Origin of the sequence: Rhodococcus sp. 05-2254-6 (assembly GCF_002258565.1) — a bacterium.
Taxonomy (GTDB): Bacteria; Actinomycetota; Actinomycetes; order Mycobacteriales; family Mycobacteriaceae; genus Rhodococcoides.
Genome location: NZ_NOZF01000079.1, coordinates 14,697 through 39,311 on the forward strand (window position 1 = coordinate 14,697; position 24,615 = coordinate 39,311).

General features: G+C 63.1%; 32 protein-coding genes, 1 pseudogene and 1 riboswitch. Of the genes and pseudogenes, 14 read left to right on the forward strand and 19 right to left on the reverse strand.

The genetic code is table 11. The features are described from left to right. The first annotated feature begins 233 nt into the window (after nt 1-233). Nucleotides 234-1,217 (forward strand): hypothetical protein, encoded by a 984-nt coding sequence (locus tag CH256_RS09410; protein ID WP_094669450.1) that lies wholly within the window; start codon nt 234-236, stop codon nt 1,215-1,217. On the opposite strand, the gene CH256_RS09415 is transcribed toward CH256_RS09410, so the two are convergent. The 4 genes from CH256_RS09415 to CH256_RS09430 all read right to left on the reverse strand — a co-directional run bounded on the left by CH256_RS09415 (nt 1,193) and on the right by CH256_RS09430 (nt 4,876). Then, complete coding sequence (locus CH256_RS09415) at nt 1,193-1,753, reverse strand: GNAT family N-acetyltransferase (RefSeq protein ID WP_094669430.1); 561 nt, start codon at nt 1,751-1,753, stop codon at nt 1,193-1,195. The two genes, CH256_RS09410 and CH256_RS09415, sit on opposite strands and share 25 nt — an antisense overlap. Before the next feature lie 150 nt (nt 1,754-1,903). Further along, nucleotides 1,904-2,323, reverse strand: a complete 420-nt coding sequence (locus CH256_RS09420; protein WP_068045490.1) for a TIGR03668 family PPOX class F420-dependent oxidoreductase — start codon at nt 2,321-2,323, stop codon at nt 1,904-1,906. Nucleotides 2,324-2,338: 15 nt separating this feature from the next. Beyond that, entirely contained in the window at nt 2,339-3,718 is a 1,380-nt protein-coding gene (locus CH256_RS09425; protein WP_094669431.1) for a putative bifunctional diguanylate cyclase/phosphodiesterase, read from the reverse strand. A gap of 93 nt (nt 3,719-3,811) precedes the next feature. Beyond that, the gene (locus CH256_RS09430) at nt 3,812-4,876 is read right to left on the reverse strand and encodes a LacI family DNA-binding transcriptional regulator (RefSeq protein ID WP_256989412.1); all 1,065 of its coding nucleotides are present in this window, start codon (nt 4,874-4,876) and stop codon (nt 3,812-3,814) included. Between the two features lie 47 nt (nt 4,877-4,923). Between CH256_RS09430 and CH256_RS09435 the strand changes: the two genes are divergently transcribed. The 4 genes from CH256_RS09435 to CH256_RS09450 all read left to right on the forward strand — a co-directional run bounded on the left by CH256_RS09435 (nt 4,924) and on the right by CH256_RS09450 (nt 9,136). Beyond that, nucleotides 4,924-6,123 carry an MFS transporter gene (locus CH256_RS09435; RefSeq protein WP_094669432.1) on the forward strand — a complete coding sequence of 400 codons (1,200 nt, stop codon included), beginning with the start codon at nt 4,924-4,926 and terminating at the stop codon, nt 6,121-6,123. Between the two features lie 43 nt (nt 6,124-6,166). Continuing rightward, nucleotides 6,167-6,281: riboswitch (cobalamin riboswitch) on the forward strand. A 19-nt stretch (nt 6,282-6,300) separates the two neighbouring features. Then, nucleotides 6,301-7,329: an ABC transporter substrate-binding protein gene (locus tag CH256_RS09440; RefSeq protein WP_094638433.1), complete on the forward strand. Its 1,029-nt coding sequence runs from the start codon at nt 6,301-6,303 to the stop codon at nt 7,327-7,329. Continuing rightward, nucleotides 7,326-8,351, forward strand: a complete 1,026-nt coding sequence (locus tag CH256_RS09445) for a FecCD family ABC transporter permease (RefSeq protein WP_094638434.1) — start codon at nt 7,326-7,328, stop codon at nt 8,349-8,351. The genes CH256_RS09440 and CH256_RS09445 overlap by 4 nt, the downstream gene beginning before the upstream one ends. After that, a complete protein-coding gene (locus tag CH256_RS09450; RefSeq protein WP_094638435.1) occupies nt 8,348-9,136 on the forward strand; it encodes an ABC transporter ATP-binding protein in 789 nt (262 codons plus the stop codon). Before CH256_RS09445 ends, CH256_RS09450 begins: the two co-directional genes overlap by 4 nt. A gap of 79 nt (nt 9,137-9,215) precedes the next feature. Here CH256_RS09450 and CH256_RS09455 read toward each other — a convergent pair whose 3' ends face one another. Further along, a complete protein-coding gene (locus CH256_RS09455) occupies nt 9,216-9,686 on the reverse strand; it encodes a nuclear transport factor 2 family protein (RefSeq protein WP_143536544.1) in 471 nt (156 codons plus the stop codon). 60 nt (nt 9,687-9,746) lie between these two features. On the opposite strand from CH256_RS09455, the gene CH256_RS09460 reads away from it, so the two are divergent. Beyond that, nucleotides 9,747-10,115 carry a glyoxalase gene (locus CH256_RS09460; RefSeq protein WP_094669433.1) on the forward strand — a complete coding sequence of 123 codons (369 nt, stop codon included), beginning with the start codon at nt 9,747-9,749 and terminating at the stop codon, nt 10,113-10,115. Nucleotide 10,116: 1 nt separating this feature from the next. On the opposite strand, the gene CH256_RS09465 is transcribed toward CH256_RS09460, so the two are convergent. From CH256_RS09465 to CH256_RS09475, 3 genes are all read right to left on the reverse strand, one after another. After that, nucleotides 10,117-11,433, reverse strand: coding sequence for a CitMHS family transporter (locus CH256_RS09465; RefSeq protein ID WP_094669434.1), 1,317 nt, complete (start codon nt 11,431-11,433; stop codon nt 10,117-10,119). A gap of 3 nt (nt 11,434-11,436) precedes the next feature. Beyond that, nucleotides 11,437-12,546, reverse strand: a complete 1,110-nt coding sequence (locus tag CH256_RS09470; RefSeq protein ID WP_094669435.1) for an isocitrate/isopropylmalate dehydrogenase family protein — start codon at nt 12,544-12,546, stop codon at nt 11,437-11,439. A gap of 114 nt (nt 12,547-12,660) precedes the next feature. Beyond that, a complete protein-coding gene (locus tag CH256_RS09475; protein ID WP_094669436.1) occupies nt 12,661-13,563 on the reverse strand; it encodes a LysR family transcriptional regulator in 903 nt (300 codons plus the stop codon). A gap of 159 nt (nt 13,564-13,722) precedes the next feature. Here CH256_RS09475 and CH256_RS28970 point away from each other — a divergent pair. After that, nucleotides 13,723-14,019 (forward strand): annotated as a pseudogene (locus CH256_RS28970) (tetratricopeptide repeat protein); the annotation flags it as partial. 124 nt (nt 14,020-14,143) lie between these two features. Beyond that, nucleotides 14,144-14,575: a PPOX class F420-dependent oxidoreductase gene (locus CH256_RS09485; RefSeq protein WP_094669437.1), complete on the forward strand. Its 432-nt coding sequence runs from the start codon at nt 14,144-14,146 to the stop codon at nt 14,573-14,575. 107 nt (nt 14,576-14,682) lie between these two features. On the opposite strand, the gene CH256_RS09490 is transcribed toward CH256_RS09485, so the two are convergent. Beyond that, nucleotides 14,683-15,552: an AraC family transcriptional regulator gene (locus CH256_RS09490; RefSeq protein ID WP_094669438.1), complete on the reverse strand. Its 870-nt coding sequence runs from the start codon at nt 15,550-15,552 to the stop codon at nt 14,683-14,685. 109 nt (nt 15,553-15,661) lie between these two features. Here CH256_RS09490 and CH256_RS09495 point away from each other — a divergent pair, with 109 nt between their 5' ends. Next, the gene (locus tag CH256_RS09495) at nt 15,662-16,222 is read left to right on the forward strand and encodes an aldo/keto reductase (RefSeq protein ID WP_256989413.1); all 561 of its coding nucleotides are present in this window, start codon (nt 15,662-15,664) and stop codon (nt 16,220-16,222) included. Here CH256_RS09495 and CH256_RS28975 read toward each other — a convergent pair. Beyond that, complete coding sequence (locus CH256_RS28975; RefSeq protein ID WP_373454798.1) at nt 16,167-16,574, reverse strand: GNAT family N-acetyltransferase; 408 nt, start codon at nt 16,572-16,574, stop codon at nt 16,167-16,169. The genes CH256_RS09495 and CH256_RS28975 overlap by 56 nt on opposite strands. Nucleotides 16,575-16,627: 53 nt before the next feature. Beyond that, nucleotides 16,628-17,002 (reverse strand): cupin domain-containing protein, encoded by a 375-nt coding sequence (locus CH256_RS09505; protein WP_094669441.1) that lies wholly within the window; start codon nt 17,000-17,002, stop codon nt 16,628-16,630. 253 nt (nt 17,003-17,255) lie between these two features. On the opposite strand from CH256_RS09505, the gene CH256_RS09510 reads away from it, so the two are divergent. Together CH256_RS09510 and CH256_RS09515 are read left to right on the forward strand one after the other, a co-directional pair. Continuing rightward, nucleotides 17,256-17,981 carry an HAD-IA family hydrolase gene (locus CH256_RS09510; RefSeq protein ID WP_094669442.1) on the forward strand — a complete coding sequence of 242 codons (726 nt, stop codon included), beginning with the start codon at nt 17,256-17,258 and terminating at the stop codon, nt 17,979-17,981. Further along, the gene (locus CH256_RS09515) at nt 17,974-18,204 is read left to right on the forward strand and encodes a hypothetical protein (RefSeq protein WP_094669443.1); all 231 of its coding nucleotides are present in this window, start codon (nt 17,974-17,976) and stop codon (nt 18,202-18,204) included. Before CH256_RS09510 ends, CH256_RS09515 begins: the two co-directional genes overlap by 8 nt. Before the next feature lie 60 nt (nt 18,205-18,264). Here the strand turns inward: CH256_RS09515 and CH256_RS09520 are convergent, their stop codons facing one another. Further along, nucleotides 18,265-18,714, reverse strand: a complete 450-nt coding sequence (locus tag CH256_RS09520; protein WP_094669444.1) for a MarR family winged helix-turn-helix transcriptional regulator — start codon at nt 18,712-18,714, stop codon at nt 18,265-18,267. 80 nt (nt 18,715-18,794) lie between these two features. Here CH256_RS09520 and CH256_RS09525 point away from each other — a divergent pair, with 80 nt between their 5' ends. Continuing rightward, nucleotides 18,795-19,439 (forward strand): hypothetical protein, encoded by a 645-nt coding sequence (locus CH256_RS09525; RefSeq protein ID WP_143536545.1) that lies wholly within the window; start codon nt 18,795-18,797, stop codon nt 19,437-19,439. A gap of 6 nt (nt 19,440-19,445) precedes the next feature. On the opposite strand, the gene CH256_RS09530 is transcribed toward CH256_RS09525, so the two are convergent. From CH256_RS09530 to CH256_RS09540, 3 genes are all read right to left on the reverse strand, one after another. Then, nucleotides 19,446-19,658, reverse strand: a complete 213-nt coding sequence (locus tag CH256_RS09530; protein ID WP_068045421.1) for an oxidoreductase — start codon at nt 19,656-19,658, stop codon at nt 19,446-19,448. Between the two features lie 14 nt (nt 19,659-19,672). Further along, complete coding sequence (gene mraY / locus CH256_RS09535; protein WP_068045417.1) at nt 19,673-20,743, reverse strand: phospho-N-acetylmuramoyl-pentapeptide-transferase; 1,071 nt, start codon at nt 20,741-20,743, stop codon at nt 19,673-19,675. Nucleotides 20,744-20,859: 116 nt separating this feature from the next. Then, nucleotides 20,860-21,684 (reverse strand): helix-turn-helix transcriptional regulator, encoded by an 825-nt coding sequence (locus tag CH256_RS09540; protein WP_255183197.1) that lies wholly within the window; start codon nt 21,682-21,684, stop codon nt 20,860-20,862. A 46-nt stretch (nt 21,685-21,730) separates the two neighbouring features. On the opposite strand from CH256_RS09540, the gene CH256_RS09545 reads away from it, so the two are divergent. Both CH256_RS09545 and CH256_RS09550 read left to right on the forward strand, forming a co-directional pair. Further along, nucleotides 21,731-22,108 carry a VOC family protein gene (locus CH256_RS09545; protein ID WP_094669446.1) on the forward strand — a complete coding sequence of 126 codons (378 nt, stop codon included), beginning with the start codon at nt 21,731-21,733 and terminating at the stop codon, nt 22,106-22,108. An 18-nt stretch (nt 22,109-22,126) separates the two neighbouring features. After that, nucleotides 22,127-22,513 (forward strand): VOC family protein, encoded by a 387-nt coding sequence (locus CH256_RS09550; protein WP_068045411.1) that lies wholly within the window; start codon nt 22,127-22,129, stop codon nt 22,511-22,513. A 4-nt stretch (nt 22,514-22,517) separates the two neighbouring features. Here CH256_RS09550 and CH256_RS09555 read toward each other — a convergent pair whose 3' ends face one another. The 4 genes from CH256_RS09555 to CH256_RS09570 form a co-directional block, all read right to left on the reverse strand. Further along, nucleotides 22,518-22,910, reverse strand: coding sequence for a VOC family protein (locus CH256_RS09555; protein WP_094638452.1), 393 nt, complete (start codon nt 22,908-22,910; stop codon nt 22,518-22,520). Beyond that, nucleotides 22,907-23,428 carry a mycothiol transferase gene (locus tag CH256_RS09560; RefSeq protein WP_094638453.1) on the reverse strand — a complete coding sequence of 174 codons (522 nt, stop codon included), beginning with the start codon at nt 23,426-23,428 and terminating at the stop codon, nt 22,907-22,909. Before CH256_RS09560 ends, CH256_RS09555 begins: the two co-directional genes overlap by 4 nt. Before the next feature lie 102 nt (nt 23,429-23,530). After that, complete coding sequence (locus CH256_RS09565; protein WP_094638454.1) at nt 23,531-23,884, reverse strand: PLD nuclease N-terminal domain-containing protein; 354 nt, start codon at nt 23,882-23,884, stop codon at nt 23,531-23,533. 152 nt (nt 23,885-24,036) lie between these two features. Further along, nucleotides 24,037-24,615 carry a LysE/ArgO family amino acid transporter gene (locus CH256_RS09570; protein WP_094669447.1) on the reverse strand — a complete coding sequence of 193 codons (579 nt, stop codon included), beginning with the start codon at nt 24,613-24,615 and terminating at the stop codon, nt 24,037-24,039.

Here is a 24,615-nt window from a genome sequence, read left to right on the forward strand (position 1 = left end):
CCATTGCCCGCACCCCCGCTCACTCAATGTGACCTTCAGTGGCCTTTTCGCCAGTCAATGGCACATCGAGTGGACCCCGGGTCGAGTGCGGGCAGCGGCTTGCCGAGTGCATTCGATCTCGGTGGGGCGCTCCTGGGCGGAGTTTGTCCACAGGGCACCAGTTATCCACAGGGCAATGTGTTCCCCATCGTCGGGTCGGATTCGGGGTGCCTGGATTGTGCATCATCAAGGGCATGAAGCGGGGTGGAGCACGAATCGATGCGAAGGTGATTGCGGCTGCGTCCGATCGCGGTTTCATGAGGACAGCGCATCTCCTCGAGCTCGGGGTGGCGTCGAAGACAATTGTTCGACGCACCCAGCCGGACGGCAGCTGGTCACGGGCACTACCTGGGTTGGTGTTCTTGAAGAATCGCTCGCTGACGCCGATGGAGCGCGCCACCGCGGTGGCAATCTACTGCGGCAAAGATGCTGTCATCAGCGGTCGGGCAGGGTTGGCGTTGCATGGATTGGGCACGTCGGGCTCGTTGGAAGAGACTTTCGCCCTGATTCCCGAGCCGCAACATCGGAAGTCCGTGAGCTTCGCTGTGGTGGAGCGAACGTGGCGAATGCCGACGGCGGAGTTGAAGTCGGGACTCCGCGTTGCGCCGATCGTTCGGTGCTTGTGCGATGCGGTTCGGCGAATGAAGAATGCCGACCAGTGCATGGCGCTGATTGCCAACGTCGTGCAGCGAGGCGCGGCCACCGTGGATGCGATCATGAAGGAGCTAGACGCCGGTAGTACACGAGGAACGGCGATGCCACGACGGGTGTTGCGGGAGTTGGCAGCCGGCGCGCATTCCGTTGCCGAAGCCCAGGCCCAGAAGCTGTACGCGCGCAGTGGACTTCCGCCGATGCAGCACAACGTGGTCGTCCACGACGAGCGGGGAAAGTTTCTGTTGATCGCCGATAATTGGCTCGACGACGTGGCATTGGATTGGGAGATCGATTCGCTGGAGCACCACCTCTCGCCTGCGGCACACAAGGCGACGGTGGCGCGTCGTGAACGAGCGCAGAATGCCGGCCTCATCGTGGTGACACATCTGCCGAGTGATATTCGGGATGATCCGGAACGCGTATTGGCCGACCTTCGGGCGCGCTACGAGCAGGCCAAGGCTCGACCGCGACCGAACGTCACGGTCCGACCGCGAGCGGATCAGGCTTGCCGCCGGTCGGGCTGATACACCCAGACCATGTGCTCGCCGGTCTCGGACGCAGCGGTGATCGGTTGATCCTCGATTCTGTCCAGAACGAAGCCAAGCCGTCTGGGTACGGCCTGACTTCTGAGATTCGCTGCATCACAATGAATTTCAACTCGGATGATTCCGTCCAGCCTCAAAGCCTCCCGCATGAGCGCCGCGACGGCCTCGCTGATCACCCCACGTCCCTCGGCCCGGGAGTCGAGCCAGTAGCCCAATTCGATTCCGTGCGGGCCGATTCGGCGATGCATCCCGATCTTGCCCAAAAATGCGCCGCCTTCGAGGTCGAAGATTCCGTAATCGAAAATCTTCCCGGCATCCCACTGCTCGACGGCGTCGGCGATACGAGCGAGTTGCGCCGACGTTCGTGCAGCTTCTTCGGTCGCCCACCCCATCCAGGGCGAAAGGTGAACGAGATTGCGGCCGATCACGTCGCCAACAGCACCGGCATCGTCGGACTCCTCGCGACGAATGACGAGGCGATCGGTCACAATCCGTTCGGAAGGCGCGTCGTGCATGGTCAGCAGTGTGTCAACAATGCATCCAACTGGCCATCGAATTTCATTGCACTGTCACCCGCCCGCAGTCCACTCGATGTGCCATTGACGGGCGAAAAGGCCACTGAAGGTCACATTGAGTGGTCAAAGGGGGCAGGGGCAGGGGCGGGGTCAGGAAGCCGACCAGGATCGCCAGGACAGTTTGTCGATGATGATGACTGGACCCTCGGGTCTGTTGTTTTTGTATTGACTGTATTTCGCGACCAGGGCGTCGGTGGCCGATGTGCTTTCGGCGCTGGAGGTTTCGGCGATGTGGGCGCTTCCGTCGGCGCGGATCCACCAGAGTTGGGACCAGTCGTCGGTGTAGTGGTCGACGATGAGGCTGACGGCGGGGTCGGCGCGGATGTTGTCGAGGCGCTGGAGTTTTCGGGTTGTTTTGGGTTTCCAGTCGATGGCGGTGTAGATGCGGTCGCCGGTGGGGGCGACGGCGAAGACGATCGGTACCAGGTGTGGTGTGCCGTCGGGGTTGATGGTGGAGAGTTGGGCTCGGGGTGCGTCGGTGAAGCGTTGGACTTCGTTATCGATCTTCACGTTCGGTTCCTCGGGTTATGCGGATTCGCTGTGGGTGCTGTGTCGGGTGATGAATTGTTCGAGTGCCGCAACGGGCATGGGGCGTCCGAGTAGGTGTCCTTGGCCGAAGGTTACGCCCATGTCGGTGCAGACCTGGAGTTGTTCCGGTGTCTCGATTCCCTCGATGACGGTGTCTTTGCCGAGGGTGGTGGTGACGTCGACGAGGGCTGTGCAGAGTGTGGTCATGGCGCGGCGTCGGTGCAGGTTGTCGCTGTCGAGGTGTTGGGTCAGCGATTTGTCGATCTTGAGGGTGTCGACGGGGAGGGTGGCGAGTCGTTCGAGGGAGGAGAAGCCGGAGCCGAAGTCGTCGATGGCGATGAGGACGCCGTGGCGTTGGACGTCGCGCAGTTGGTAGTGGACGGCGTCGAGGTCGTGCAGTGTCTGTGATTCGGAGAGTTCGAGGGCGAGCCGGCCGGGTTGGATGCCGTAGGTGTCGACGATGTCGATGACGTCGGTGGCGAGGCTTCCGGTGGCGAAGTGGGCTGGGCTGATGTTGACGCCCACTTGGAGGTGGATGTTGTGGGTCTGCCAGTCGGCGATGGTGTGCGCGACCTCGGCGAGAATCCACATGCTCAGTGGGACGATGAGGTCGGCGTCCTCGGCGAGGGGGATGAAGGTGTCGGGCATCAGTAGGCCGAGTTCGGGGTGGTTCCATCGGATGAGTGCTTCGGCCCCGACGACCGTTCCTGTCGTGAGCTCGACGATGGGTTGGTAGACCATCGTCAGTTCGCGCTCGACCATGGCGATGCCGCGCAGTCGTTCGATGAGTTCGAGTCGGGTGCGGTTGGTGTGGTGCAGCTCGTCGGTGAAGACGTGGTGTTCGTTGCGTCCGACGGCCTTGGCGGCATGCATTGCTGCGGCGGCGTTGTGAACCAGTTGGGTGGCGCTGATGTCGGTGTCGGTGCTGGAGGCGACTCCGACGCTGGCTGTGAGGGTGAGTTGGCGGTCGCCGAGCTCGAAGGCGGGCTCGAAGATGCTCGCGAAACCGGCGGCCAGGGCGCGCGCGGCTATGGAGTGGGAGCCTCGGGCGATGACGACGAATTCGTCGCCGGTGAGTCGGCCGATGGTGTCGCCGGGGCGGGTGGAGGCAAGGAGGCGATCGGCGATCATGCACAGCAGGTCGTCGCCCTGCGCGGGGCCAAGGGCGTCGTTGAATTCTCGGAATCCGTCGATGTCGACCAGCAGGACACTGAACTGGCGACCCGGGGTGCGTTCGTCGAGCTCGGCGGTGATGAGGGCAAGAATCTCGTCGCGGTTCGGGAGTCCGGTCAACGCGTCGCGCTGGGCCGCAGTTCCGGATGCGGTTCCGGACACAGCGGCGACATGACGGGGCGGCGCGTCGTGCTCTCGGCTCATTGTTCCCCCTCATGGCCGGATAGCCACGAGCGATACTAGCCCACGAGTCTGGTTCAGCGCCATAAACAGGGAACATCCCCTTTTATGGAGCTATTAGATCATGCTCTCCTTGGTTTGTCGGCCATTTGCGCGTCCTGTCGACAATCGTCTTTCGATGCTCCAGATCGCATCGTCCACGGTGTCGCTGAGTCCGAGAACCCACCGGGCCGCCGACCGACCCTGATCGAACAGCGACTGCGCGACGGTGGTCAATCCGGCGTCGGCTGCGGCGGGGGAGTCGTCCCATCCGGTGACGGCCAATTGCTCCGGAACGTCGATTCCGGATGCGGCCGCGGCGTCGAGCACTCCGAGGGCAAGTTCGTCGCTCATCACGAGCAACGTGTCGATGGCATTGTCCTGCAACAACAGTCGCGCAGCTCGGTCGCCTTCTGCGCGGGCGTTGTCGGTGGTGAACAGTGTCGGAACCGTCGACCAGTCGAGTCCGAATTGCACACAGGCGTCCCGATAGCCTTCGAGACGTGCTCGGGTCACCGGCATCGAGATGTCCGACGCGTCCGCGCCACGCACGATCGTCGATTCGCGTCGGGTATCAGGCCGGAGAGCGACGATGGCAGGGCGAGATCGGCTGTTCAACGCGACGGTGGCAATGGTTTCGGCTGCCGCTCGGTCGTCGATGGTGATCCAGTTCAGGCCGGGATGGTCGGGCCCGCCCTGGATGCACGTCGGCCTGCCGGTGTCGACGAGCACGTCGAGCAGGGGGTCGTCCGTCTCGGTGGTCCACACGACGTACCCGTCGACCTGTGCGTCTCGGATGCGTGCATTGTCGGTGTCGCGGTGCAGGTTCGGCAGCATGACCAGCGCGGTGTCCGCGTCCAGACATGCTTCGGCGATACCGGACAGAAAACGTCGAGCCTGGGGATCCTCGAATGCATAGGTGAGCTTCTCGCCGAGGACGACGCCGATGCTGTTGTGCCTTCCACTGCGCAGCGACCGGGCCGTGCGGTTGGGACCGGCGTATCCGAGGGTGGCGGCTGCCTCGTACACCCGATCGCGTGTGGCCGCCGATACCCGGCTCGGTCGGTTGTAGGTGTACGAGACGCTCATGGTGGACACGCCCGCGGACGCTGCGACGTCAGCCATGGTCACCCGAGTGTTCACCGGCCCACTGTAGCGCGCTGTACCGATTGTGTGTAACGATACACAGCATGTCGTCGCCGCTACCGAAACTGCTGGTGCTCGCCGCAGCCGCATTCATCTACGTCACTGCGGAAACACTGCCCGTGGGGTTGCTCCCCGAAATCTCCGGCGACCTCGGTGTCGGCGAATCGGCCGTTGGTCTCCTGCTGACGTTCTACGCGTACGGCGTTGCCGTGATGACGATGCCGCTGATCCGGTTCGTGCGTGAGTGGCCCCGACGGCGTCTCGTCGTCATCACCGTTGCCGCACTGGCACTCTCGCAACTCCTCTCGGCGATATCGGTCGGATATCCGATGCTGGTGATCTCCCGAATGCTCTGCGCGGCAACGCATGGCGTCTTCTGGGCTGTCGTCGCGCCGGTCGCGGCCTCGCTTGCGCTACCGGGTAAGCAGGGCAAGGCCATCGCGACGGTGTACGCCGGTACCTCGCTGGCATTGGTTGCCGGCAACCCGCTAACCGCTGCCCTGGGCCAATGGTTCGGATGGCGCACGGCCGCAACGATTCTCGGTGTGGTCGCCGCAGCAATCGCGGTGGCGCTCTACTTCGTCCTCCCGGCACTACCGGTCACCCGGGCGGCTTCGGAGACGAAAAAGACACCGCGGGTGCTCGACGGCACCCTGGCCGTTCTGTGCGGAGTGACGTTTCTGGCCGTCCTCGGTCATTTCGCCGCGTACACCTACTTCTCGGTGATCGTCGACCGTGCCATCGGGTCGGCCGGCACCACTCTGACTCTGATGTTGATGTTGTACGGGCTGTTCGGAGTGATCGGAATCTGGGTGATCGGCAGAACCTACGACCGGTGGCCTCGGTACTCGACCATCGCCGCCCTGGGCGCAGTGACCGCTGCGATTGCAGTTCTCTGGTGCGCCCTGATCGGAGCGCCGGGCAGCTTGGCCGTGTTCGCCGTCGGCGCGATCGCCTTGTGGGGACTGGCCTTCACCACCCTCCCGGTGTGCATCCAATCGGCAGTGGTCAGAGCGGCGCCGGCCGATGCGGACAAGGCGTCGGCGATCTATGTCGTTGCCTTCCAGTTGGCGATCGCCACGGGAGCCCTGGTGGGCGGCGTGGTGATCGACCTCAGCGGCATCGTGGCCGTCACGGCTGCTGCGACGGTGCTCGTCGCCGCCGCGATGATCGTAGTCGTGTTGGCACGCACCACCTTTCCGCGCAGCTACGCCCAGGAGCCGGTGGGCGCAGCGACACGCTGACCGTCGAGGTCCCCCGCACGATAGGGTCAGCATGCGACGAACGAGGGAATCCGGTGCAATTCCGGAGCTGGCGCGCAACGGTGACGGGTGAGAGCTCGAAGTCCGAATGCTCGGACGTCGTGATTCACCTCCATCCGCGGCTCCGCGACACGAGCCCTCAGCAGGAAGCTCTTCACGATGCGCACCACTCTCGCCGTCCTAGGCGCTGTCTCGATCCTCGTTCTCGCCGGTTGTTCGTCCACTGCGACAACCGACGCGGCCACCCCGACCACCGGAAACTATCCGCTGACGATCGACAATTGCGGCCGCGACGTCGTCGTCGACGCCCCGCCTCAGCGTGCGGTGTCGTTGAACCAGGGTTCGACCGAAATTCTTCTTTCGCTCGGCCTCGCCGACCGGATGGTCGGCACCGCCACCTGGACCGACCCCGTCCGCGCAAACCTCGAATCCGAGAACGCGAAGGTGCCCAGGTTGGCGGACAACAAACCCTCGCTCGAGGTGGTGCTCGACGCCGAGCCCGACTTCGTGTCCGCGTCGTTCGGCGGCACTCTCGGGCCCGGAGGAGTAGCCGACAGGGACCAGTTCGAGCAGCTCGGTGTGCCGAGCTACCTCTCTCCCACCGACTGCAACGGCAAGACCGACGACAGTGTCAACTCCGACGGCGCGCGTACGACGCCGCTCGAGATCGAGACCGTCTACCAGGAGATTCGCGACCTCGCAGCCATCTTCGACGTGCGTGATCGCGGCGAACGCTTGGTCGGCGAGCTGCAGGATCGCTTCGCGAAAGCATCAGGAGCCGTCGACGCCTCGGGTGTGACTTTGGCGTACTGGTTCGCCGACACCGATACCCCGTACATGGCCGGATGCTGTGGGTCGTCGGGAATCATCACCGGATCCGTCGGTGCCCAGAACATCTACGCCGACACCACCGACGAATGGCCACAGGTCAATTGGGAGAGTGTCCTCGATCGCGATCCCACCGCGCTCGTTCTCGCCGACCTGAGCCGGCGGAGCATCGCCGGTGATGCTCTCGACAGCAAGATCGCCTTCCTGGAATCGAATTCCGTCACCAGTCGGCTCACCGCCGTCGAGGACAAGCGGTACATCGTCGTCAACGGTGCCGACCTCAACCCATCGATCCGCACGATCGACGGGGTCGAGAAAGTTGCAGCGGCTCTGCAGAACTGGGGCCCGACCACCCCATGAGCCGGACAGATCGCGGATTGCTGATCCCGCTTCTGCTCGGTGGCCTCGTGGTGTTGGTGCTCTCGATCGGCGTGGCCGTGACGATCGGTCCCGCCAGTGTGTCGGTATCCGATGTGTATCGAGTGATACTGGGGCACATCGGGATCGGCACAGCCGGAGTGAGCCGCATCGAGGACGGTATCGTCTGGCAGTTGAGGTTGCCCCGAACATTGCTCGCGGCCATCTGCGGCGCAGGCCTCGCGCTGTGCGGTGCCATCATGCAATCGCTGCTGCGCAACCCGTTGGCCGACCCGTTCGTGCTGGGTATCTCGTCGGGCGCATCCACCGGTGCCGTAGTGGTCGCAGTGCTCGGCGTCGGCGGCGGCGCACTGTCGCTGTCCACCGGGGCGTTCGCCGGAGCGCTGCTGTCGTTCGTCTTGGTGATGCTGCTCGCCGCAGGTGCGGGCGGCGGCAACGACCGCGTCGTACTCGCGGGAGTGGCCGGTACACAACTGTTCTCGGCTCTGACGTCGTTCATCGTCATATCCTCGGCAGATGCCGAACAAACGAGGGGAGTGCTGTTCTGGCTGCTCGGCTCCCTGAGCGGTGCCGACTGGACAGACGTGGCACTGTGCGGCGGTGTGGCACTGCTGGGAATGGTGGTGTGCCTGTTCAACACCTCTGCCCTCGATGCCTTCACTTTCGGGCACGACGCGGCCGCATCGCTCGGCGTTCCGGTGAGATATGTCCGAATTCTGTTGCTGGTCATCACCGCACTGATCACGGCCGCCCTCGTCAGTGCCGCCGGAGCCATCGGATTCGTAGGACTGGTGCTCCCGCATGTTGCCCGCTTCCTCGTCGGCGCGCGCCACCGAAGACTGCTCCCGACGACGGTGGTGATCGGCGCAATCTTCATGGTCTGGGTCGACACGATCGCCCGAACGGTGTTCGCGCCACAGGAAATTCCCGTCGGAGTGGTCACCGCACTCATCGGCGTCCCGGCCTTCGCGCTCATTCTCTTTCGGCTACGGAGGTCCCGATGACACTGCACGCCAAAGACCTTCGGTGGACCCGTGGTGGGCATCCGATTCTCGACGGGATCAGCTTCGCGCCGGAACCCGGCGAGACCATCGGTCTGATCGGCCCCAACGGCTCGGGCAAATCCTCACTGCTGCGCATTCTCGCCGGCATCGTCGCCCCCGACAGCGGCGACGTGCTGCTCGACGGAGACAACCTCCGAACACTGCGTCGACGACGCATCGCCAGACGCGTGGCAATGGTCGACCAACACTCCGACACCGACGTCGACATCAGCGTCCGCGACGTCGTCCGCTTAGGCCGCATCCCACATCACGGCATCCTCGGCGGCGACGCATCCGACGACGACGCCGCCATCGCACGAGCACTCACCGACACCGCCATGGCATCGAAAGCCACCCGACGATGGCACACCCTCTCCGGCGGCGAACGCCAACGAGTCCAGATCGCCCGCGCACTCGCCCAACAACCCACCGAACTACTGCTCGACGAGCCGACCAATCACCTCGACATCCAACATCAACTCGACATCCTCACCCTCGTCGCAGGCCTACCCCTGAGCAGCTACATCGCCCTCCACGACCTCAACCTCGCCGCCATGTTCTGCAACCGCATCATCGTCCTGAACAACGGTGCCATCGTGGCATCGGGAACCCCGAACGAAGTGATCACCGAACACCTGGTGCGCACGGTATACAACGTGCACGCCAGCGTCACGAATGCCGACAATTACCCACAGGTGACCTATCGCCGCCCCACCCCTTCCTCCCCTGGGGTCCACTCGATGTGACATTGACCCCCGAAAAGGCCACTGGATGTCACATTGAGTACCGGCGGAAGTGGTGCACCGAGCCGAATGCCGGGCAAATTTAGAGTTGCCGCAGTTTCTTCTCGAATGCGTCGAGGCGTGTGGTGTCCTCGAAGAAGTCTTCTTGCGAGATGATTTTTCCCCAGCTCGTGCGGACCAGCAGCACTGTGCGGTTGTTGTAGATCTGGGTGCCGTCGGCTGCGTGGGCCTGGTCGTCGAAGCGGGCGAGCAGGGTCATACGCCAGGGTGCGCCGCCGCTGTAGATTTCGGTGATCTGGCCTTTGATTCCGGCAGCGACGAAGTCCTGGAAGAATTTTTCGATGGCCGGGCGGCCGCGGTGTGTGCCCGACCAGCGGCTGTCACCATCGGCGAACTTGAGCACTGCGTCTCGATGAAAGGACGACAGGAGCGGGCGGTAGTTGCCGTTGTTCAGTGCTTCGATGTCTCGCTGCAGCTTGAGTGTCAGCGCTCGCATCAGCAGGAGCTTGAATGCGAAGGCCGTCGAGATGCCGGCCAGAAATCTCAGTTGCATGCCCATACGTTTGCCTACCGTTCACCGACGTGTCAATCGAGATGGAGGTAGGTTCGTTCGATGATCCACCACGTGCAAGTCGCATGTCCGGCGGGCGGCGAAGACCGCGAGCGGGAGTTCTACTCGGGTGCTCTGGGCTGGCAGGAGATCGCGAAGCCGCCGCTGTTGGCTGTCCGCGGCGGCTGTTGGTTTCGCGTGCCGGGAGTGGGCGGTCCCGATGGCGAGGTACATGTCGGCATCGAGGACGACTTTCGCCCGGCGCTGAAGGCGCACCCGGCCTTCGTCGTCGATGTCGATGCGACTGCTGCAGCGTTGACATTGGCCGGCTACCCAGTGAATTGGGCCGACCCTGAGGAGATTCCGGGCCGACGACGGTTCCATACCTGCGACGGCGTGGGCAATCGGATCGAATTCGTAGCCGCACAGTAATTCACAGACCTACCGAGATGGCGCCGGTGAGTATTGCGAAGGCGATATACATCAGCGACGCGGCCAGCACCCACAGGAATGCGAAGCGTTGGAAGTCGCCCAACGAGGCACGCACCAGGCCGAGCAGCACCCACAACGGTGCCGATGCGGGTCCGATCGAGTGGGCCATCTGGCCGATCACCGCAGCGCGAGCCATTTCCTCGGGTGGGATGGAATATTGCGCAGCCGATTCCGCGAGTACCGGCACGATCCCGAAGAAGTAGGCGTCGTTTGCCATGAAGAAGCTCAGCGGGATTCCGATCAGCGCGGCTGCGGCAGGGATCATGCCTTCGGAACCGTCCGGAATCAGTGAGATCAGCGCGTCGGCCATGGCGGTGGTCATACCGGTCTCGGTGAGGATGCCGGTGAATACGCCGGCACCGAGGACCAGTATGACGACGGGGACGGCGTTGGCAGCATGCGATCGGATCACGTCGCCCTGATCGGAGGGCTTGGGGTGGTTGACGATCAGCACGATGATGAAACCGAGCATGAAGAGCACCAGTAGGTCTGCCACTCCCAACACCAGCAGCACCAGCAGGGTGACCGTGAGTGCTGCATTCACCCAGGTTCGCCAGGTTGCCTTCGTCAGGAGCGTTCCATCCGAGCCCTCCTTGTGCGCGCCGGAGGACACGTGCGCGGTGACTTCGGCGATGCGTTCCTGGGAAATCTTCTTGCGTGCGCTGCGGCCCAACAGATATGCAAGCCCGACGATAGCCGCTGACATCAGTAGCATTGCCGGCAACATGTGCACGAAGTAGTCGGTGGCGTCGATCTGCAATACGCTGATCGCCCGGGTCGCAGCCCCACCCCACGGGGTGGTGCCGGATATGGTCCCGAGAGCCATCGTCGCGATCGTGGCGATCACCAGCGGATTGATTCCGAGTTTTCGATAGATCGGGAGAAACGCAGAGCAAATGATCATGTACGACGTCGTGCCGTCACCGTCGAGTGCGACGAGAAGTGCGAGAACTGCTGTGCCGACGCAGATTTTGACGGGATCTCCACCGGACAATCGGATGATTCCGCGTGAAATGGGGTCGAACAGTTTGGCATCCATCATGATTCCGAAGTACAGAACCGCAAACAGTAGAAGAATTGCGGTGGGAGCGACGGTTTCGATGCCCTCCGCCACCATGTCCGGAAGTGCTGTCCCCTGTCCACTGATCAACAGGACCACGATGGGGATGGTGACGACGGCAACCAGGGCGGTCGCCCATTTCTTGATGACCACCAGCATGAAGGATGCAAGAGAGACGAATCCGAGAAGTGCCAACATGATTCAGCGCTCCGATTCGATGTGCTCGATCACCGCTTGCGTGAAACGCTGGGTGGTTGCGGACCCGTGCAAGTCCGCCGTGCGGGTCTCGGGACTGCCAACGGCGCTGTCGACGGCTCGATGAATGGATTGGCCTGCTGCGGTCAATCGTGCGTCGCCGCGGCGTTGTCCTATCCAGTTCAGAAGCATTGCGGCGGAGCCGATCAACGACGCCGGATTGGCAATGCCCTGGCCCGCAATGTCCGGAGCCGAGCCGTGTTGGGCTTGCGCGACGGCATGCGTGTCACCGACATTGAGTGATGCCGCCAGCCCCAAGCTGCCCGAGAGTTCGGTTGCCTCGTCGGACAGGATGTCCCCGAACATGTTGGTGGTGGCGATGACGTCGAAGGACTCCGGTCGACGGATGAGCAGCGCGGCGACTGCATCGACCAGGAGCTCTTCGTAGTCGACGTCGGGGAAGTGCTGTCGGACGGCCCTGGCCGCCTCGAGGAACAGTCCGTCGCTCAGCCTGAGGACGTTGGCTTTGTGCACCACAGTGACTTTCGATCGACGAGTCCGTGCCAGCTTGAACGCTCGACGCACGATGCGTTCGGAACCGTGACGAGTCACCTTTCGTATGGCAAGCGCCAGGTCCGCGGTGGGCATGAACTCACCGCCACCAGCAAACATGGTGCGGTCGGCGTAGAAACCTTCGGTGTTCTCCCGGGCGATCACCAGGTCGAAGCTCTTGCCGAGCGGATTCGGCAGGGCCGGGACGGTCCTGGCGGGACGAATGTTGGCGTAGAGATCCAACTTTCGCCTCAAAATTCCCGATGGGTTGACGCCACCCTCCGAAGTCGGTGGGTAGTCCAGGTGCGAGACAGGGCCGAGGATGACGCCGTCGGCTGCACGTGAGAGGTCGACGATGGCGTCGGGCATCGTTGTCCCCGATGCGTGAAGCGCGTCGAAACCGATGGTTCCGTCGGTGAAGCAGGCGGTGATCCCGTGTTGTCCGAGAGCTCTTTCGACAACCGAGGCCGTCGCCGCGCTGATTTCGGGACCGATGCCGTCGCCGGCGAGAACCACCAGTTCGACGGTGTTGTCAGGGTCGTGGGCTGGGTGTCCGGTAGTCACGATGTCTCCAGGAGTTCACGTCCGCACCGTTGCGGACTAGGCCACCGTTGTGACCTGTGGCATACCTTGCCGCTTGATCAGCGTGAAGACCAGAGATCATTTCTTACATAAGAATTAAGTAGAATTCACAGCTAAGAAGAGCGTGACGAGCACGGCTCGCATGGCATCCGATGCAGGGGACGGCGTCCGATGTCCGAGGCGGCACAGCAGGATTCGTCGCCGGGACAACTCGTTCAAGGCAATGGACTCGACGCCTTCGCGGAGGTATCGAGTGGTCATGGACGGTGCCACGGTGAGTCCCAGCCCTGCAGCAACCATTGCCTGAGATTCCATGTAGTCGTTGGACTCGACCAGTACCTTCGGCTCGAAACCAGCTTTGAGGCAGGCTGATCGGAACATCGTGGTGATGGAGTGCTGCGATGCGCGGACGATCCACTGTTCGTCTTCGAGTGATTCGAGGAGGAGCGGACCTCTGCGCGACCAACCCGCTGGAACCAGAAGGACGGTGGCGTCGTCGGCGATGACTTCGGTCTCGACATCGTCGACCACCATCGGCAATTCCGGGTAGTCCCATGCCAGGGACAGGTCGACTTCACGGCCCAGCAGCATGGCGTGCAGGTCGCGCAGCCTCGACGACCGTATTCGCAGGTCGATACCCGGGTGCGCCGAACGGAATGCGGCCATGACGTCCGGGAGGAGGGACGCAGCGAAGGAAGGGAAGACGCCGAGGGTGATGTTGCCACTGCGCGCATCGAGCAGATCGTCGAGATCGGCGCGCAGGGCCGACAATTGCGTGTCGATGGCCGCAGCTCGCCCGGCCACGAGACGACCGGCTTCGGTGAGTCGCACTCCACGCGCATGTCGCTCGAGGACGGGCGTGCCGACGACGGCCTCGAGTCGTTTGACCTGCTGGGACACCGCCGATGGGGTGTACGTGAGCCGTTCGGCCGCGGCCGTCATGGACCCGCAACGGTCGATCTCCACCAGTAGCTTGAGCAGTGACAGCTCCACATCCATCCGTCGAGACTAGGCCGGGTCTGCGACGATGGAGGGCGTGACGACAGCACCTGTTCGAGTAGGTACGGTGCACTCGACGAACGAGCTGCAGCAGCGGGACGCATCGTGGACCCGCTAGCGGCGTTCTGGCGCAACGCGGACGACTCCGATCCACTGCGGATGCGAATTCAGTTGGACCATCTGCTTGCGATCGCGTCGTACTCGGATGCTCGCGTGCTGTTCGAGCGTGCGTCGCTGGAGGACTTTCTGGGCGACGAAGAGGCGGCGGTGCCGTTGTACGAAGCGTCCCTGTCGGCCGGGCTGGATACAGACAGGGAGCACCAGGCTCGTATCCAACTTGCGAGCTCGTTGCGCAACGTCGGGCGTCCTCACGAAGCAGTGCAGGTGCTGCAGGATGCCGAGTTCTCGAACGAATACGTCGCTGCGCGTGACGCATTCATTGCCCTGGCATTCTGGGACCTGGGAGAACACGAACCGCACTACGTAACGCGTTGCAGGCAGCGGAACCGGTGCTCGGCAAATATCGGCGAGCAGTCGGGGCTTACGCCGCCGACCTGTCCACTCGACCCGAGGAGAAGCCATGACCGCGAGCGCCTTCGACCCACACGACCTGCTCGAGCAGAGCCGCATCGGAGTGCTGGCCACCATCAAATCCAGCGGAATTCCGCAGCTGTCACCGGTGACGCCGTTCTACGACCGGTCAGCCGGCACCATCACGATCTCGGTCACCGAAGGGCGAGCAAAGACGGCGAATCTACGTCGAGACCCCCGCGCCGCGCTCGAAGTGACCAGTGCCGACGGCACAGCATGGGCGACAGCGGAAGGAACCGTCACCCTCACCGGCCCGGGATCGACACCCGACAGCCCCGAAGTCGATGCCCTGGTGGACTACTTCCGCGCCGCCGCCGGCGAGCACCCCGATTGGAACGAATACCGATCCGTCATGGTCGCCGACCGACGAGTACTGGTGACCATCTCGGTGACACACGTTTACGGCCAATCGATCGCCTGACACCTGATCCAGTCCACTCGATGTGACATTGACCCCCGAAAAGGCCACTGAATGTCACATCGAGTGGACATGGTGGGCCGCGACGAGAGGGGAGGAGTGAAGTACGGCTATCGACTTCGTTGGACTGGAATCCAGAGTTCTCCCGCTCCAGAGGTCCAGTCGGGGGAGGTTTCCTTGACGGTCAGGATTTCCGGTCCCGGGATTGTTTCGTAGGGGTTGGAGGGGAACCATTCGCTGAAGGCGTCGGCCCAGAGTTGTTGGAGTGCGGGGGCGAGTGCGGTGTCGCTGCTCGTCTCGAATACCGCCCAGGTCGATGCGGTCACGGCGAGGGTGTCCCAGTCGGATGTTCCAGCCGAAGTGCTTGCAACGGCAAAGTAGTAGTCGAAGAGGCTGCCGTCTTCGCGTTCGGGCTCGAAGCCGTCGCTGACGAAGAGGATGTCAGGGAGCTCGGGCAAGTCTGCCAGTTCGAGTAGTTTTTCCCCGGTTCCAGGGGCGAGGCTACGGTGGAATTCGGTCATCGCGGTGTTCTCGCCGCGGAACCGCAGTGGGATTCGGGTGGATTTGCCGACGATGTGGAAGGCCGGCAGTTCGGTGATGCGGTATCGCATGGTGCTTCGTCCTTCGATGGTCAGGTGAAATGTCACGGCTTGTCTGGAACGAAGGACGGCTCCGGGTCGGCGGGCCTGAGATGGCGTGATGCCGTGCAGGTCTCGGAAGGCGCGGGTGAATGCGTCTGCCGTGTAGCCGTATTTGGTCGCGACGTCGAGCACCGCTGTACCGTCGAGAATGTCTGCTGCTGCCAATGTCATTCGGCGTTGCCGGATGTAGTGCGACAGAGGCAATCCAGCCAGTGCCGAGAACACGCGTCTGAAGTGGTATTCGGATGTCAGCGTGATGCGGGCGAGCTCCCTCGCATCGATCTCGCGGTCGAGATTGTTCTCGATGTGGTCGAGTGCCGCGTTCCATCGTTCGAGCATGTGCCGGTGACCTTCCTTCGTTCTGTCCCAAACGATAGGAGCAGTGCATCACCGGAGTCTCGACTTCCCGTGCCGCGAAAGGTCGGATTCAGATGGTGCGAAGGTGCCGGTGCCGTTGACGAGAGCGCAGGCGGTCGAGTTCATCGATCGCAGACGCGTCATTCCCTGGGCACCGCTGGGCGGTGGAGTGCTGACCGGCAAGTACACCGCGGCGGACCTCGCGGTGCCGGGTTCCGATGCGCCGGCGGGTACTCGACGCGATCATGCGAGGTCGAGCGGAACGCTGACTGCGCGGGGGCTCGCGAACGCGGACACGGTTGTCGGGGTCGCTCGCCAACTCGACGTGACTCCTGCTCAGATGGCGTTGGCGTGGACGCTTCGGCATCCGTCCGTCGTCAGCTCGTTGATCGGCGCACGTACTCCGGAACAACTGCAGCAGAACATCTCTGCCCTCGACGTCACCTTCGAGGAAGACCAACTCGACATACTGTACGCAGCCAGCGCTGTCGACCTCGGGTTCCCGCACGAGTTCCTGATGCGACCCATGGTGCGGGGCGTGACGACCGGCCGCACTACGGTTCGGCCACGTCCCATCAGGACCTGGCGAGCCGAAATCACGGCCTCGGAGGAGACCGGAAGGTCATGGGGTCACCGTCGTCGACCAGTGTGAACCCGGCGCGCTCGAGCACCCGACGCGAGGCGCTGTTGGCCCGGTGAACCTGCGCTGCCATCGGGAGACCATCCGTGTGATCCTGCGCAAGAGCGATCAGTTCGCCTGCGTAGCCACGACCCCACTGGGCCGGATGCACCCAGTACCCGACCTCGAAGTGGTCGGACCGTCGAATCAGGCTGAGCAGACCGACTGGGTGTCGATCCTCGTTCGTGCCCATGAACCATCTCTGTACGTCCGGCGTTCGGGCGTCCCTCGCGCTCAGGGCGCGCGAGAACCGGCTATCGAAATACTCTCTACTCCAGGGTTTTCCGTCCCCGACCCATCGAACGACGTCGGGATTCGATGCCATAGAGAACAGGAAGTCGGCGTCGGATCCCACGGCGGGCCGCAACAGAATCCGTGTCACAACTCTCGGATCTGCGAGGTCAGGTCTCCGCCCGCATCGCCGGTGTTGACGGTGCCTGATCGCTCGAACAGAAGTGCAGAGACTTCTTCGACGGCTTCGGGGCAGTGTTCGACGCCCGCTGGGACCACAAAGACGTCACCGGGACCGAGAACGACATCGCGGTCGCGAAGTTGGATGGTGAGTTCTCCGCTGTGGACGAAGAACATCTCGTCGGTGTCGGGGTGTGTGTGCCAGACGAATTCGCCGAGCAGCTTCACCACCTTGACGTCGTAATCGTTGATGCTGGCCAGTCGGTGAGGCTGCCAGGGCTTCTCGATCGTGTTCAGCGCTTCGACGACGTTGCGCACCTCGTCGTCCCTGCCCATATTCATGGGTTCTGCCTTTCATCGTCAGCCGATCGACTGTCGCGATGAACTCTACCGTCGATCAGCTCGGATACAGGACCGATGTGAACAGCCCGATAGACTCTGTCGCGCAGTAGATTTGCTTGCCGGTCGGTCAGCGTCCGCATCGACAGCCGGACAAGCGAGGGCAGATGACGGGCAGTACGATGCTCATGACCTGCAGACGGTATCGGCACGAAGAATCGGCCGCCATCGAATTTTCGCAAGGAGGCCCGGCCACATGAATCTCGCCGACTACGACGTCCTGAGCTTCGATTGCTACGGAACACTGATCGATTGGGAAACCGGCATCCTCGAGGTGCTCAGGCCATGGGCAAAGGAAGCCGGTTCGCCGTTGTCCGACGACGAACTGCTTGCGGCCTACGGCATCAACGAATCTCAGGCACAGCGTGATTCACCCGCTGCTCTCTACCCTCGGATTCTTGCCGACGCCTTCGTGCGGACCGGTGACACGCTGGGAATACCTGTCTCGGCCGAGTGGGCGGACACGCTAGGGGCTTCCGTTCCGGACTGGCCTGCATTCGAGGACTCGGCCGACGCGTTGTCGTCCCTCGGCGAGAGCTACAAGCTCGTCATCCTGTCCAATGTGCATCGCGACGGCTTCGCAGGGAGCAACCGTCGGCTCGGCGTGCAGTTCGACGCCATCGTCACCGCCGAGGACGTCAAGGCCTACAAGCCGGCGGACAATCACTTCGACGCGCTCGACGGACTTCTCGAGACGTTGGGTGTCCCACGATCACGACTACTCCACGTCGCGCAGAGTCTGTTCCACGATCACGTGCCTGCCAAGCGCCATGGCATCCCGTCGGTGTGGATCGATCGGCGGCACGATCGCCCCGGCTGGGGAGCAACGCCGGAGCCATCCGAGGAACACAGTGTCGACATGAAGTTCCCGAGTATGGCCGCATTCGCCGCAGCGGCCCGCGAGGCTCGCTCGGATGCGTAAGGTCTCCACGTTGATCGGCTTCTCCCTCGGGCTGATCGCGTCGATCGGTATCGTCCTGCGGGACGCCGCGCCGCGTCGAGTCAATTACGCATTCGTGGGCGGCGATTCGCAGTATTCGGAGTTCCTGGGTATGCCTGGGCAGTTGGCCACCCTCGTCGTCGGTTTGCCTGCTCTGGGCGCGGTACTCGGATTGGTTGTCGGCATTGTGATTTCAAGAGTGTGACGGATGCGCTGACCGGAGGCTGTTGTAGGCGAACGACATTCGCCCCTGGCATTGGTGCCGTCACCAATGCCAGGCGTCGCCTCCGACGTTCTGGATCGTTCGCTGCAACACTCGAATAGTGGTGACGTACTCGTCCTGTCCGATTCCCTGCATGCGTTCGTCCTGCAGCATCTGTTGAACGTCTGCGGCTCGCCGAAATTGTGCTTCACCTTTCGGGGTGAACGTCAGGCGCAAATTCGATTCGATGATCCAACCCTTGTCCCGTGCAGACGCGATGGCCTCGACGATTGCTTCCGGCGTGTCGTTGTGCCCGATCTTCTCGACGGTCTCGGCGCGATCGGCCCCCGCGGGATGCAGCGAGATCTGGTGCAGAAGCCACCATTCAGGTTGGCTGACACCGACCTCGGCCAGTGCTGCGCGGATCCGATTTCGAATGGCGTCGCCAGCGCGTGCGGTCCAGAATCCGATGGGCTGAAGTTCGGGTGGCTGCATGGGTCTCAGTGTGTTCATGAAAGCGACGATAGAACCTCGACAAAGCTTCAGGTCAAGTACTCGAATGGACCGGACAGGCCATGAGTAGAGTCCCGATCGTGGACAGGCCATCCGGTAAAGCGCTCGTCGCAGTACTTGCCGCAGTCGGTGCCTCGATAGGTGCTGCCGCAGCGGTGGTGTGGCATGTCGCCGTAGCCGATCCGCAGGAACTGGGCGTGACCCACGCCCGCCCGAGTTGGTTTCCCGTGACGCTCTATCTCGTCGCAGCAGGGGTAGCAATCGGTCTCGTGGCTGCCTCGTTCCTCGTCGATTCGGGTCTGCGCATCGTTCAGGATCGTGAACGCAGCCGCGTACACCTGTTCGTGTTGTTGATCGTCGTGGGTGCGGCACTGGGAGCGGGCAGCGCACTCGCCTGGACGCACTGGCCACCGCAACCAACCGAAGCCGCGTCGGACTGGTCGTGGGAGCATCCGTTGAGTATCGAGATCAACTCGCCCCCTGCAGCCGACTTCGGCTGGACAGCGACGGACACCTACATGGCCGAAACTTATGTGACCGACGCGGTGTACGTGCAATATCTCGGCGACGACCTTGTCACATCGACCTTCACTCCCACCATCGGCGATCCGTGGCTGGTGTTTCCGATCGGTGGAGTAGCGATTGCAGCGTTGGCCGCATTGACGCTGTCGCTCAGAGATTTTCGCCTGACCGTGGTGTCGCGTTCGGATCAGGACGCTGTGTAGCGAGTCCTATTCGTCGGTGCGAAGTTCGTCGACCAAGGTGAACAGTCGTCCCAGGTAGTCGCTGTGAAAGACCTCGGTCGCACGGATCTTGGCGTCCCCGTCGAGGCCGAATTGAAGGTTGACGAGCTCGACCCCGATGGCGACGCGTCGAGCATCGAGTTGTTCGAGTTCGGCGGCGAGAGCGTCGACCTTGGCAACAGGCGACAGTTCTTCAGTCATCCCAGAATCGTAGGTCAGCCGACGGCTGCGAGGAATTCGCTGTAGAACAATCCGAGTCCCAGTGCCGACGCGATGGCCGCGAACAGCCACAGTCGGATGATGACCGTCGTCTCGGCCCAGCCGGCAAGTTCGAAGTGGTGGTGGATCGGGGCCATTCGGAACGGCCGCTTGCCGGTGCTCTTGAACGACGCGACCTGGATGACGACGGAGGCACTCTCGGCGACGAACAGGGCTCCGAAGACGAGGGCGATCAGTTCGGTCTTGCTCACGATCGACAGGCCGGCGAGCAGTCCGCCGAGGGCGAGTGAGCCGGTGTCGCCCATGAAGATCTTGGCCGGAGCCGCGTTCCACCAGAGGAATCCGATGCAGGCACCCGCGGCCGCAGCGCAGACGACGGCGAGGTCGAGCGGATCCCGTACCTGATAGCACCCGGCGACCGAATTGGTCGCGCAGGACTGCCGGTACTGCCAGAACGTCATCACCGTGTACGCGCCGAGGACGAGCGTCATCGACCCCGCCGCCAAACCGTCGAGCCCGTCGGTGAGATTGACCGCGTTGGACCACGCGACGACGAGGAAGACACAGAACAGGACGAAGACGATCGGGGCCATGGTGAAGAACGTGGATTGGCGTACCAGCGACAGTTCGACGTTACCCGGAGTCAACCCGTTCCCATTGCGGAACTGCAGCGCCAGTACCGCGAAGATCACCGCCGCACTGATCTGGCCGACGTACTTGCCGGTCGCCTTGAGCCCGAGGCTTCGTTTCATGCGGAGCTTGATGTAGTCGTCGAGGAATCCGACGACGCCGAGTGCCGTCGCGAGACCGAGAATCAACAGCGCCGACGCCGAGGGCCCGTCACCACCCATTGCCACGAGGTGCGAGCCCAGGTAACCGGCCCACAAACCGACGATGATCGCGACGCCGCCCATCGTCGGCGTTCCGCGCTTGGCGTGGTGACTTGCCGGACCTTCGACGCGGATCTCCTGGCCGAAGCCCTGCCGGGTGAACAGTGCGATGAGAAATGGAGTCAACAGAATCGAGACCGCCAACGCGATTCCACCGGCGACGAGAATGTTGATCATGCGTTGAAGCCCACTCTTCCTCTGTGCTGCTGTTCCCCACCACGATGCTTATCGGGCACCGCGAATACTGTGCCAAACGAATCGGCAAAAGTCGCATTGCGTGACGAAGGCGTTACTCACCGCTGGTATGCGCTCGGCGGCATTCCGACCAATTCGGTGAACTCCCGAGTGAAGTGAGCCTGGTCGAACCACCCGTACCGCACGGCCAGGTCTGTCAGCGGACCCGAGTAGCCGTTGTCGAGCTCGCTGAGGGCGTCGTGAATCCGATACCGCCCGAGTACCCACTTGGGCGTCGCGCCGACATAACGCTCGAACAGCCGCTGCAGTCGACGAGTGCCGATGCCACACCGCTGTTCCACCTGGGCGACGCGAACCAGCGTCCGATCTCCGAGCATGGTCGCAATGACGTCCAAGACCACCTCGTACTCCGGCTCGATGTCACGGGCGTAGGGCGTGAGAACCGCGTCGACGACGGTTCGGCAGTGGTCGGCATCGAAATGCCCATCCAGCTCGGCCAGTGCAGCGACGGTTTCGGACCGGAACGGGGTCGGTGGCGCCACCGGGACATCGCGCAGTGTTCTCGCCACGGTTCCGGTGAAACTCGCGTAGCCGCCGGGCCGGAACTTGACGCCGAAGACCCACCCGGACTCGGCGAGGACGACGTCGAAGCGACGCGTGAGGACCCCGGTCACGACCACCGGCTCGACAACGCCCTCGCGGGTCCAACCATGTTCGACGCTCAACGTGCAGGCCGGGTGCGGGAGCGTCGAGCTGTGATGAGTTGTGCCGGGCGGCAGTTCCCACTGCAGCTGCCAGTAGTTCTCGACCCACGGTTCCAACGATTCCGAACACGGTAGCCGTACGAGGTCGACATGCTGCGCCAGCTGATCGGGCCGCAGGACGCCGGACTGGGTGGCTGTCGCGTTTTTCCTATCCGGCACGCGGGTCAGTGTATGAGTCTGGTCCGACACGAGAAGGAGGAACACCATGACCGGAACACCTGTGGCCACTCTGAAGATGGTCACCCTGGATTGCGCCGATCCTCAGGCCAGCGCGGCATTCTGGTCGTCGCTGCTGGGCTGGAGCGTCGTGCATGCGGAGCAGGAGTACGCGATGCTGCAGGGGCCGAGCAGTGCGCTCGGATTCGGCCGCGTCGACGATTATCGACCGCCGCCGTGGCCGAATGCGAACGGCAGCAAACAGTTTCATTTCGATCTTGCTGTCGACGATCTGGACGCCGCGTCGACGGCTGCCGTGGAACTGGGCGCCACGCTGCCCGAGAACCAGCCCGGTGAGACCTGGCGCGTACTCCTGGACCCGGCCGGGCATCCGTTCTGTCTGACGAATGCCGCGAACTGGGGCTGACGGTCTACTCTTTTCGTTGTGAAACCGCGCCTGGCAGGAATCGAAATCATCGTTGCCGACATGGCGTCGGCGCTGGCGTTCTACCGCGTTCTCGGGCTGGATATTCCGGCCGAGGCCGACGGTGAGCAGCACGTGGAAGTCGACCTCGGCGGAGTCCGCCTGCTGTTCGATCTACCGTCGACCATCACCTCGTTCGATCCGTCTTGGACCCCGCCCAGCGGGGGCCATCGCGTTGCGCTCGCGTTCGACTGTGGGACGCCCGACGGGGTGGACGCGGCGTGGGCTGCGGTGACGAAAGCCGGGTACACCGGTCACCTGCAGCCGTGGGATGCGTTCTGGGGACAGCGTTATGCCGTCGTGCACGATCCCGACGGCACCACCGTCGATCTGTACGCGAACGTCTGAGGCGTCAGTTCGACGGAGCGACGATCTGAATCAGGTTTCCGCAGGTGTCGTCGAACACCGCGGTGATCACCGGACCCATCTCGGTGGGCTGCTGAGTGAACCGAACGCCGAGGCCGATGAGCCGATCGTATTCTGCTGCAACACTGTCCACCGCAAACTGTGTGAACGGGATACCGTCCGCGAAAAGAGCGTCCTTGAACGGTGCGGTTGCAGGATGACCGCTGGGCTCGAGCAGCAACTCGGTGCCCTCTGGATCCTGCGGTGAGACGACCGTGAGCCAACGATCGGGGCCACCCATGGCTACATCGTGTTTGACGACGAAGCCCAGTACCTCGGTGTAGAACGTCAGCGCCTTGCTCTGATCGTCGACGAAGACGCTGGTGATGTTGATTCTCATGCCGGTCCCTCACCTCTCGGCCCGCCGGCCAGTTCGACTGCGACGTCGAGGTGGCCGAGGTGACGGGCGTATTCCTGGAGTACATGCAAGCAGATCCAGATCAGCGTCGGCTGCTCGTCGCTGAATCGTCCACCGAGAGCTGCCAATTCGTCCATTCGGTGTGAGTTCAGTATCTCGTCGGTGAGGCGGGCGCCGTCGTCGAGCCTGGCCAGCAGGGTCTCGGCGTCCACGTCGGCCGGCACATGCCATGACCCGTCCTGCTCGTCACCCCACGGCGCGTCCACTGCGCGGCCGAGAAATCCCCAGACGAACCAACGCTGCTCCATGTGCACCAGATGGGTCAGCATCTGCAGCGGAGTCCATCCCGAGGGAACGGCCGTGCTGGTCAGTGCTTCGTCGCTCAGCGAAGTGATGCGTCGAACGAGCTCCCTGCGATAGAAGCGCAGGTACTCGCGAAACAACTCGGCGGGATCAGAAAGGGCGGAGTTCGGCTCGGGAAATGTCGTCAGCTTGGCCATCGCATACCTAGTCGTCGGGTAGTGAGCTGAGTGTCCACAATTCGGCTCGGCAGGCGGAAAACCGTCCGCAGACGAAAATTGTGGACACTGAGCGCTGTTGGCTCATTCGCTCTTACGCTGCTCGCGGGCGATGCGGCGCTGCTCTTCGGCCCGGGCGCGGCAACGGCGTAGGAATTCCTCGTCGCTCGCCTGCGATTGGGCAACGGCGCGTCCGGGTTTGGCGTCGTACTCGGGGTAGGCCGACGAGGTGCGTGGTGCGCCGCTGCCACCCCAGATGCCGCCGTTCTCGGGCCGGCCGACGACGAGCCACGCGATCGATCCGGCGAGCGGCAGAACGATGACGAGCAGCAGCCACACCATTTTCGGAAGGTGGCGGATGCCGGAATCGTCGGCGGTGATGACATCGATCAAGCAGAAGATGGACAGCAGCATGATCAGCAGGCCGAGGTACGGCACGGGAAATCCTCCAGGTTTGTCAGACCGCGCGGTCGGTCTTTCGCGACTATCAGATCACTCGTTGTACCGCGGATCAAGTGCGGGAGTGGAGCCTGCAGGAACGACCCAGAGTGGCGGGAGTGGAGCCTGCAGGAACGACCCAGTAGTTCGGTTCAGCCGAGCACCAGCAGTGCTGCCAGGGTCAGCATCATGATGCCGATGCCGAGGTCGAGTACTCGCCACGCCGCCGGCCTCGCGAACAGTGGACTGAGCACCCGCGATCCGTAGCCGAGCGCGGTGAACCACAGCACGCTGCCCAGCATCGCGCCGGCGGCGAACCACCATCGCAGTTCACCGGGCTGACGGTTCCCGATGGAACCCAGGAACACCACGGTGTCGAGGTAGACGTGAGGATTGAGCCAGGTCAGAGCCAGGCATGTGGCCACGGCGGCGATCAGCGAACCGCCTCCGTGTGCCTCCGCGGTCATGGTGGACGGCGTCCGAGCACGGTTCAGTGCCATCAGGCCGTAGACGAGCAGAAACAGTGCACCGAGAACGGTCACGACACGTAGCGCGACAGGAAACCGGTCGACGAGAACGCCGATTCCTGCCACCCCGGCCAGGATCAGAATCGCATCGGACAGTGCGCACACTGCCACCACCGGCAGTACATGGGCGCGTTGCAAGCCCTTACGCAGCACGAACGCGTTCTGCGCTCCGATGGCGACGATAAGGGAGAGTCCGACGCCCAA

Coding starts and splice junctions, on each gene's coding strand:
- CH256_RS09410 (WP_094669450.1), top strand. CDS start 234: ATGAAGCGGGGTGGAGCACGAATCGATGCGAAGGTGATTGCGGCTGCG.
- CH256_RS09415 (WP_094669430.1), bottom strand. CDS start 1,753: ATGCACGACGCGCCTTCCGAACGGATTGTGACCGATCGCCTCGTCATT.
- CH256_RS09425 (WP_094669431.1), bottom strand. CDS start 3,718: ATGAGCCGAGAGCACGACGCGCCGCCCCGTCATGTCGCCGCTGTGTCC.
- CH256_RS09435 (WP_094669432.1), top strand. CDS start 4,924: ATGTCGTCGCCGCTACCGAAACTGCTGGTGCTCGCCGCAGCCGCATTC.
- CH256_RS09440 (WP_094638433.1), top strand. CDS start 6,301: ATGCGCACCACTCTCGCCGTCCTAGGCGCTGTCTCGATCCTCGTTCTC.
- CH256_RS09445 (WP_094638434.1), top strand. CDS start 7,326: ATGAGCCGGACAGATCGCGGATTGCTGATCCCGCTTCTGCTCGGTGGC.
- CH256_RS09450 (WP_094638435.1), top strand. CDS start 8,348: ATGACACTGCACGCCAAAGACCTTCGGTGGACCCGTGGTGGGCATCCG.
- CH256_RS09455 (WP_143536544.1), bottom strand. CDS start 9,686: ATGCAACTGAGATTTCTGGCCGGCATCTCGACGGCCTTCGCATTCAAG.
- CH256_RS09460 (WP_094669433.1), top strand. CDS start 9,747: ATGATCCACCACGTGCAAGTCGCATGTCCGGCGGGCGGCGAAGACCGC.
- CH256_RS09465 (WP_094669434.1), bottom strand. CDS start 11,433: ATGTTGGCACTTCTCGGATTCGTCTCTCTTGCATCCTTCATGCTGGTG.
- CH256_RS09475 (WP_094669436.1), bottom strand. CDS start 13,563: ATGGATGTGGAGCTGTCACTGCTCAAGCTACTGGTGGAGATCGACCGT.
- CH256_RS09485 (WP_094669437.1), top strand. CDS start 14,144: ATGACCGCGAGCGCCTTCGACCCACACGACCTGCTCGAGCAGAGCCGC.
- CH256_RS09490 (WP_094669438.1), bottom strand. CDS start 15,552: ATGCTCGAACGATGGAACGCGGCACTCGACCACATCGAGAACAATCTC.
- CH256_RS28975 (WP_373454798.1), bottom strand. CDS start 16,574: ATGGCATCGAATCCCGACGTCGTTCGATGGGTCGGGGACGGAAAACCC.
- CH256_RS09505 (WP_094669441.1), bottom strand. CDS start 17,002: ATGAATATGGGCAGGGACGACGAGGTGCGCAACGTCGTCGAAGCGCTG.
- CH256_RS09510 (WP_094669442.1), top strand. CDS start 17,256: ATGAATCTCGCCGACTACGACGTCCTGAGCTTCGATTGCTACGGAACA.
- CH256_RS09515 (WP_094669443.1), top strand. CDS start 17,974: ATGCGTAAGGTCTCCACGTTGATCGGCTTCTCCCTCGGGCTGATCGCG.
- CH256_RS09520 (WP_094669444.1), bottom strand. CDS start 18,714: ATGAACACACTGAGACCCATGCAGCCACCCGAACTTCAGCCCATCGGA.
- CH256_RS09530 (WP_068045421.1), bottom strand. CDS start 19,658: ATGACTGAAGAACTGTCGCCTGTTGCCAAGGTCGACGCTCTCGCCGCC.
- mraY (WP_068045417.1), bottom strand. CDS start 20,743: ATGATCAACATTCTCGTCGCCGGTGGAATCGCGTTGGCGGTCTCGATT.
- CH256_RS09545 (WP_094669446.1), top strand. CDS start 21,731: ATGACCGGAACACCTGTGGCCACTCTGAAGATGGTCACCCTGGATTGC.
- CH256_RS09555 (WP_094638452.1), bottom strand. CDS start 22,910: ATGAGAATCAACATCACCAGCGTCTTCGTCGACGATCAGAGCAAGGCG.
- CH256_RS09560 (WP_094638453.1), bottom strand. CDS start 23,428: ATGGCCAAGCTGACGACATTTCCCGAGCCGAACTCCGCCCTTTCTGAT.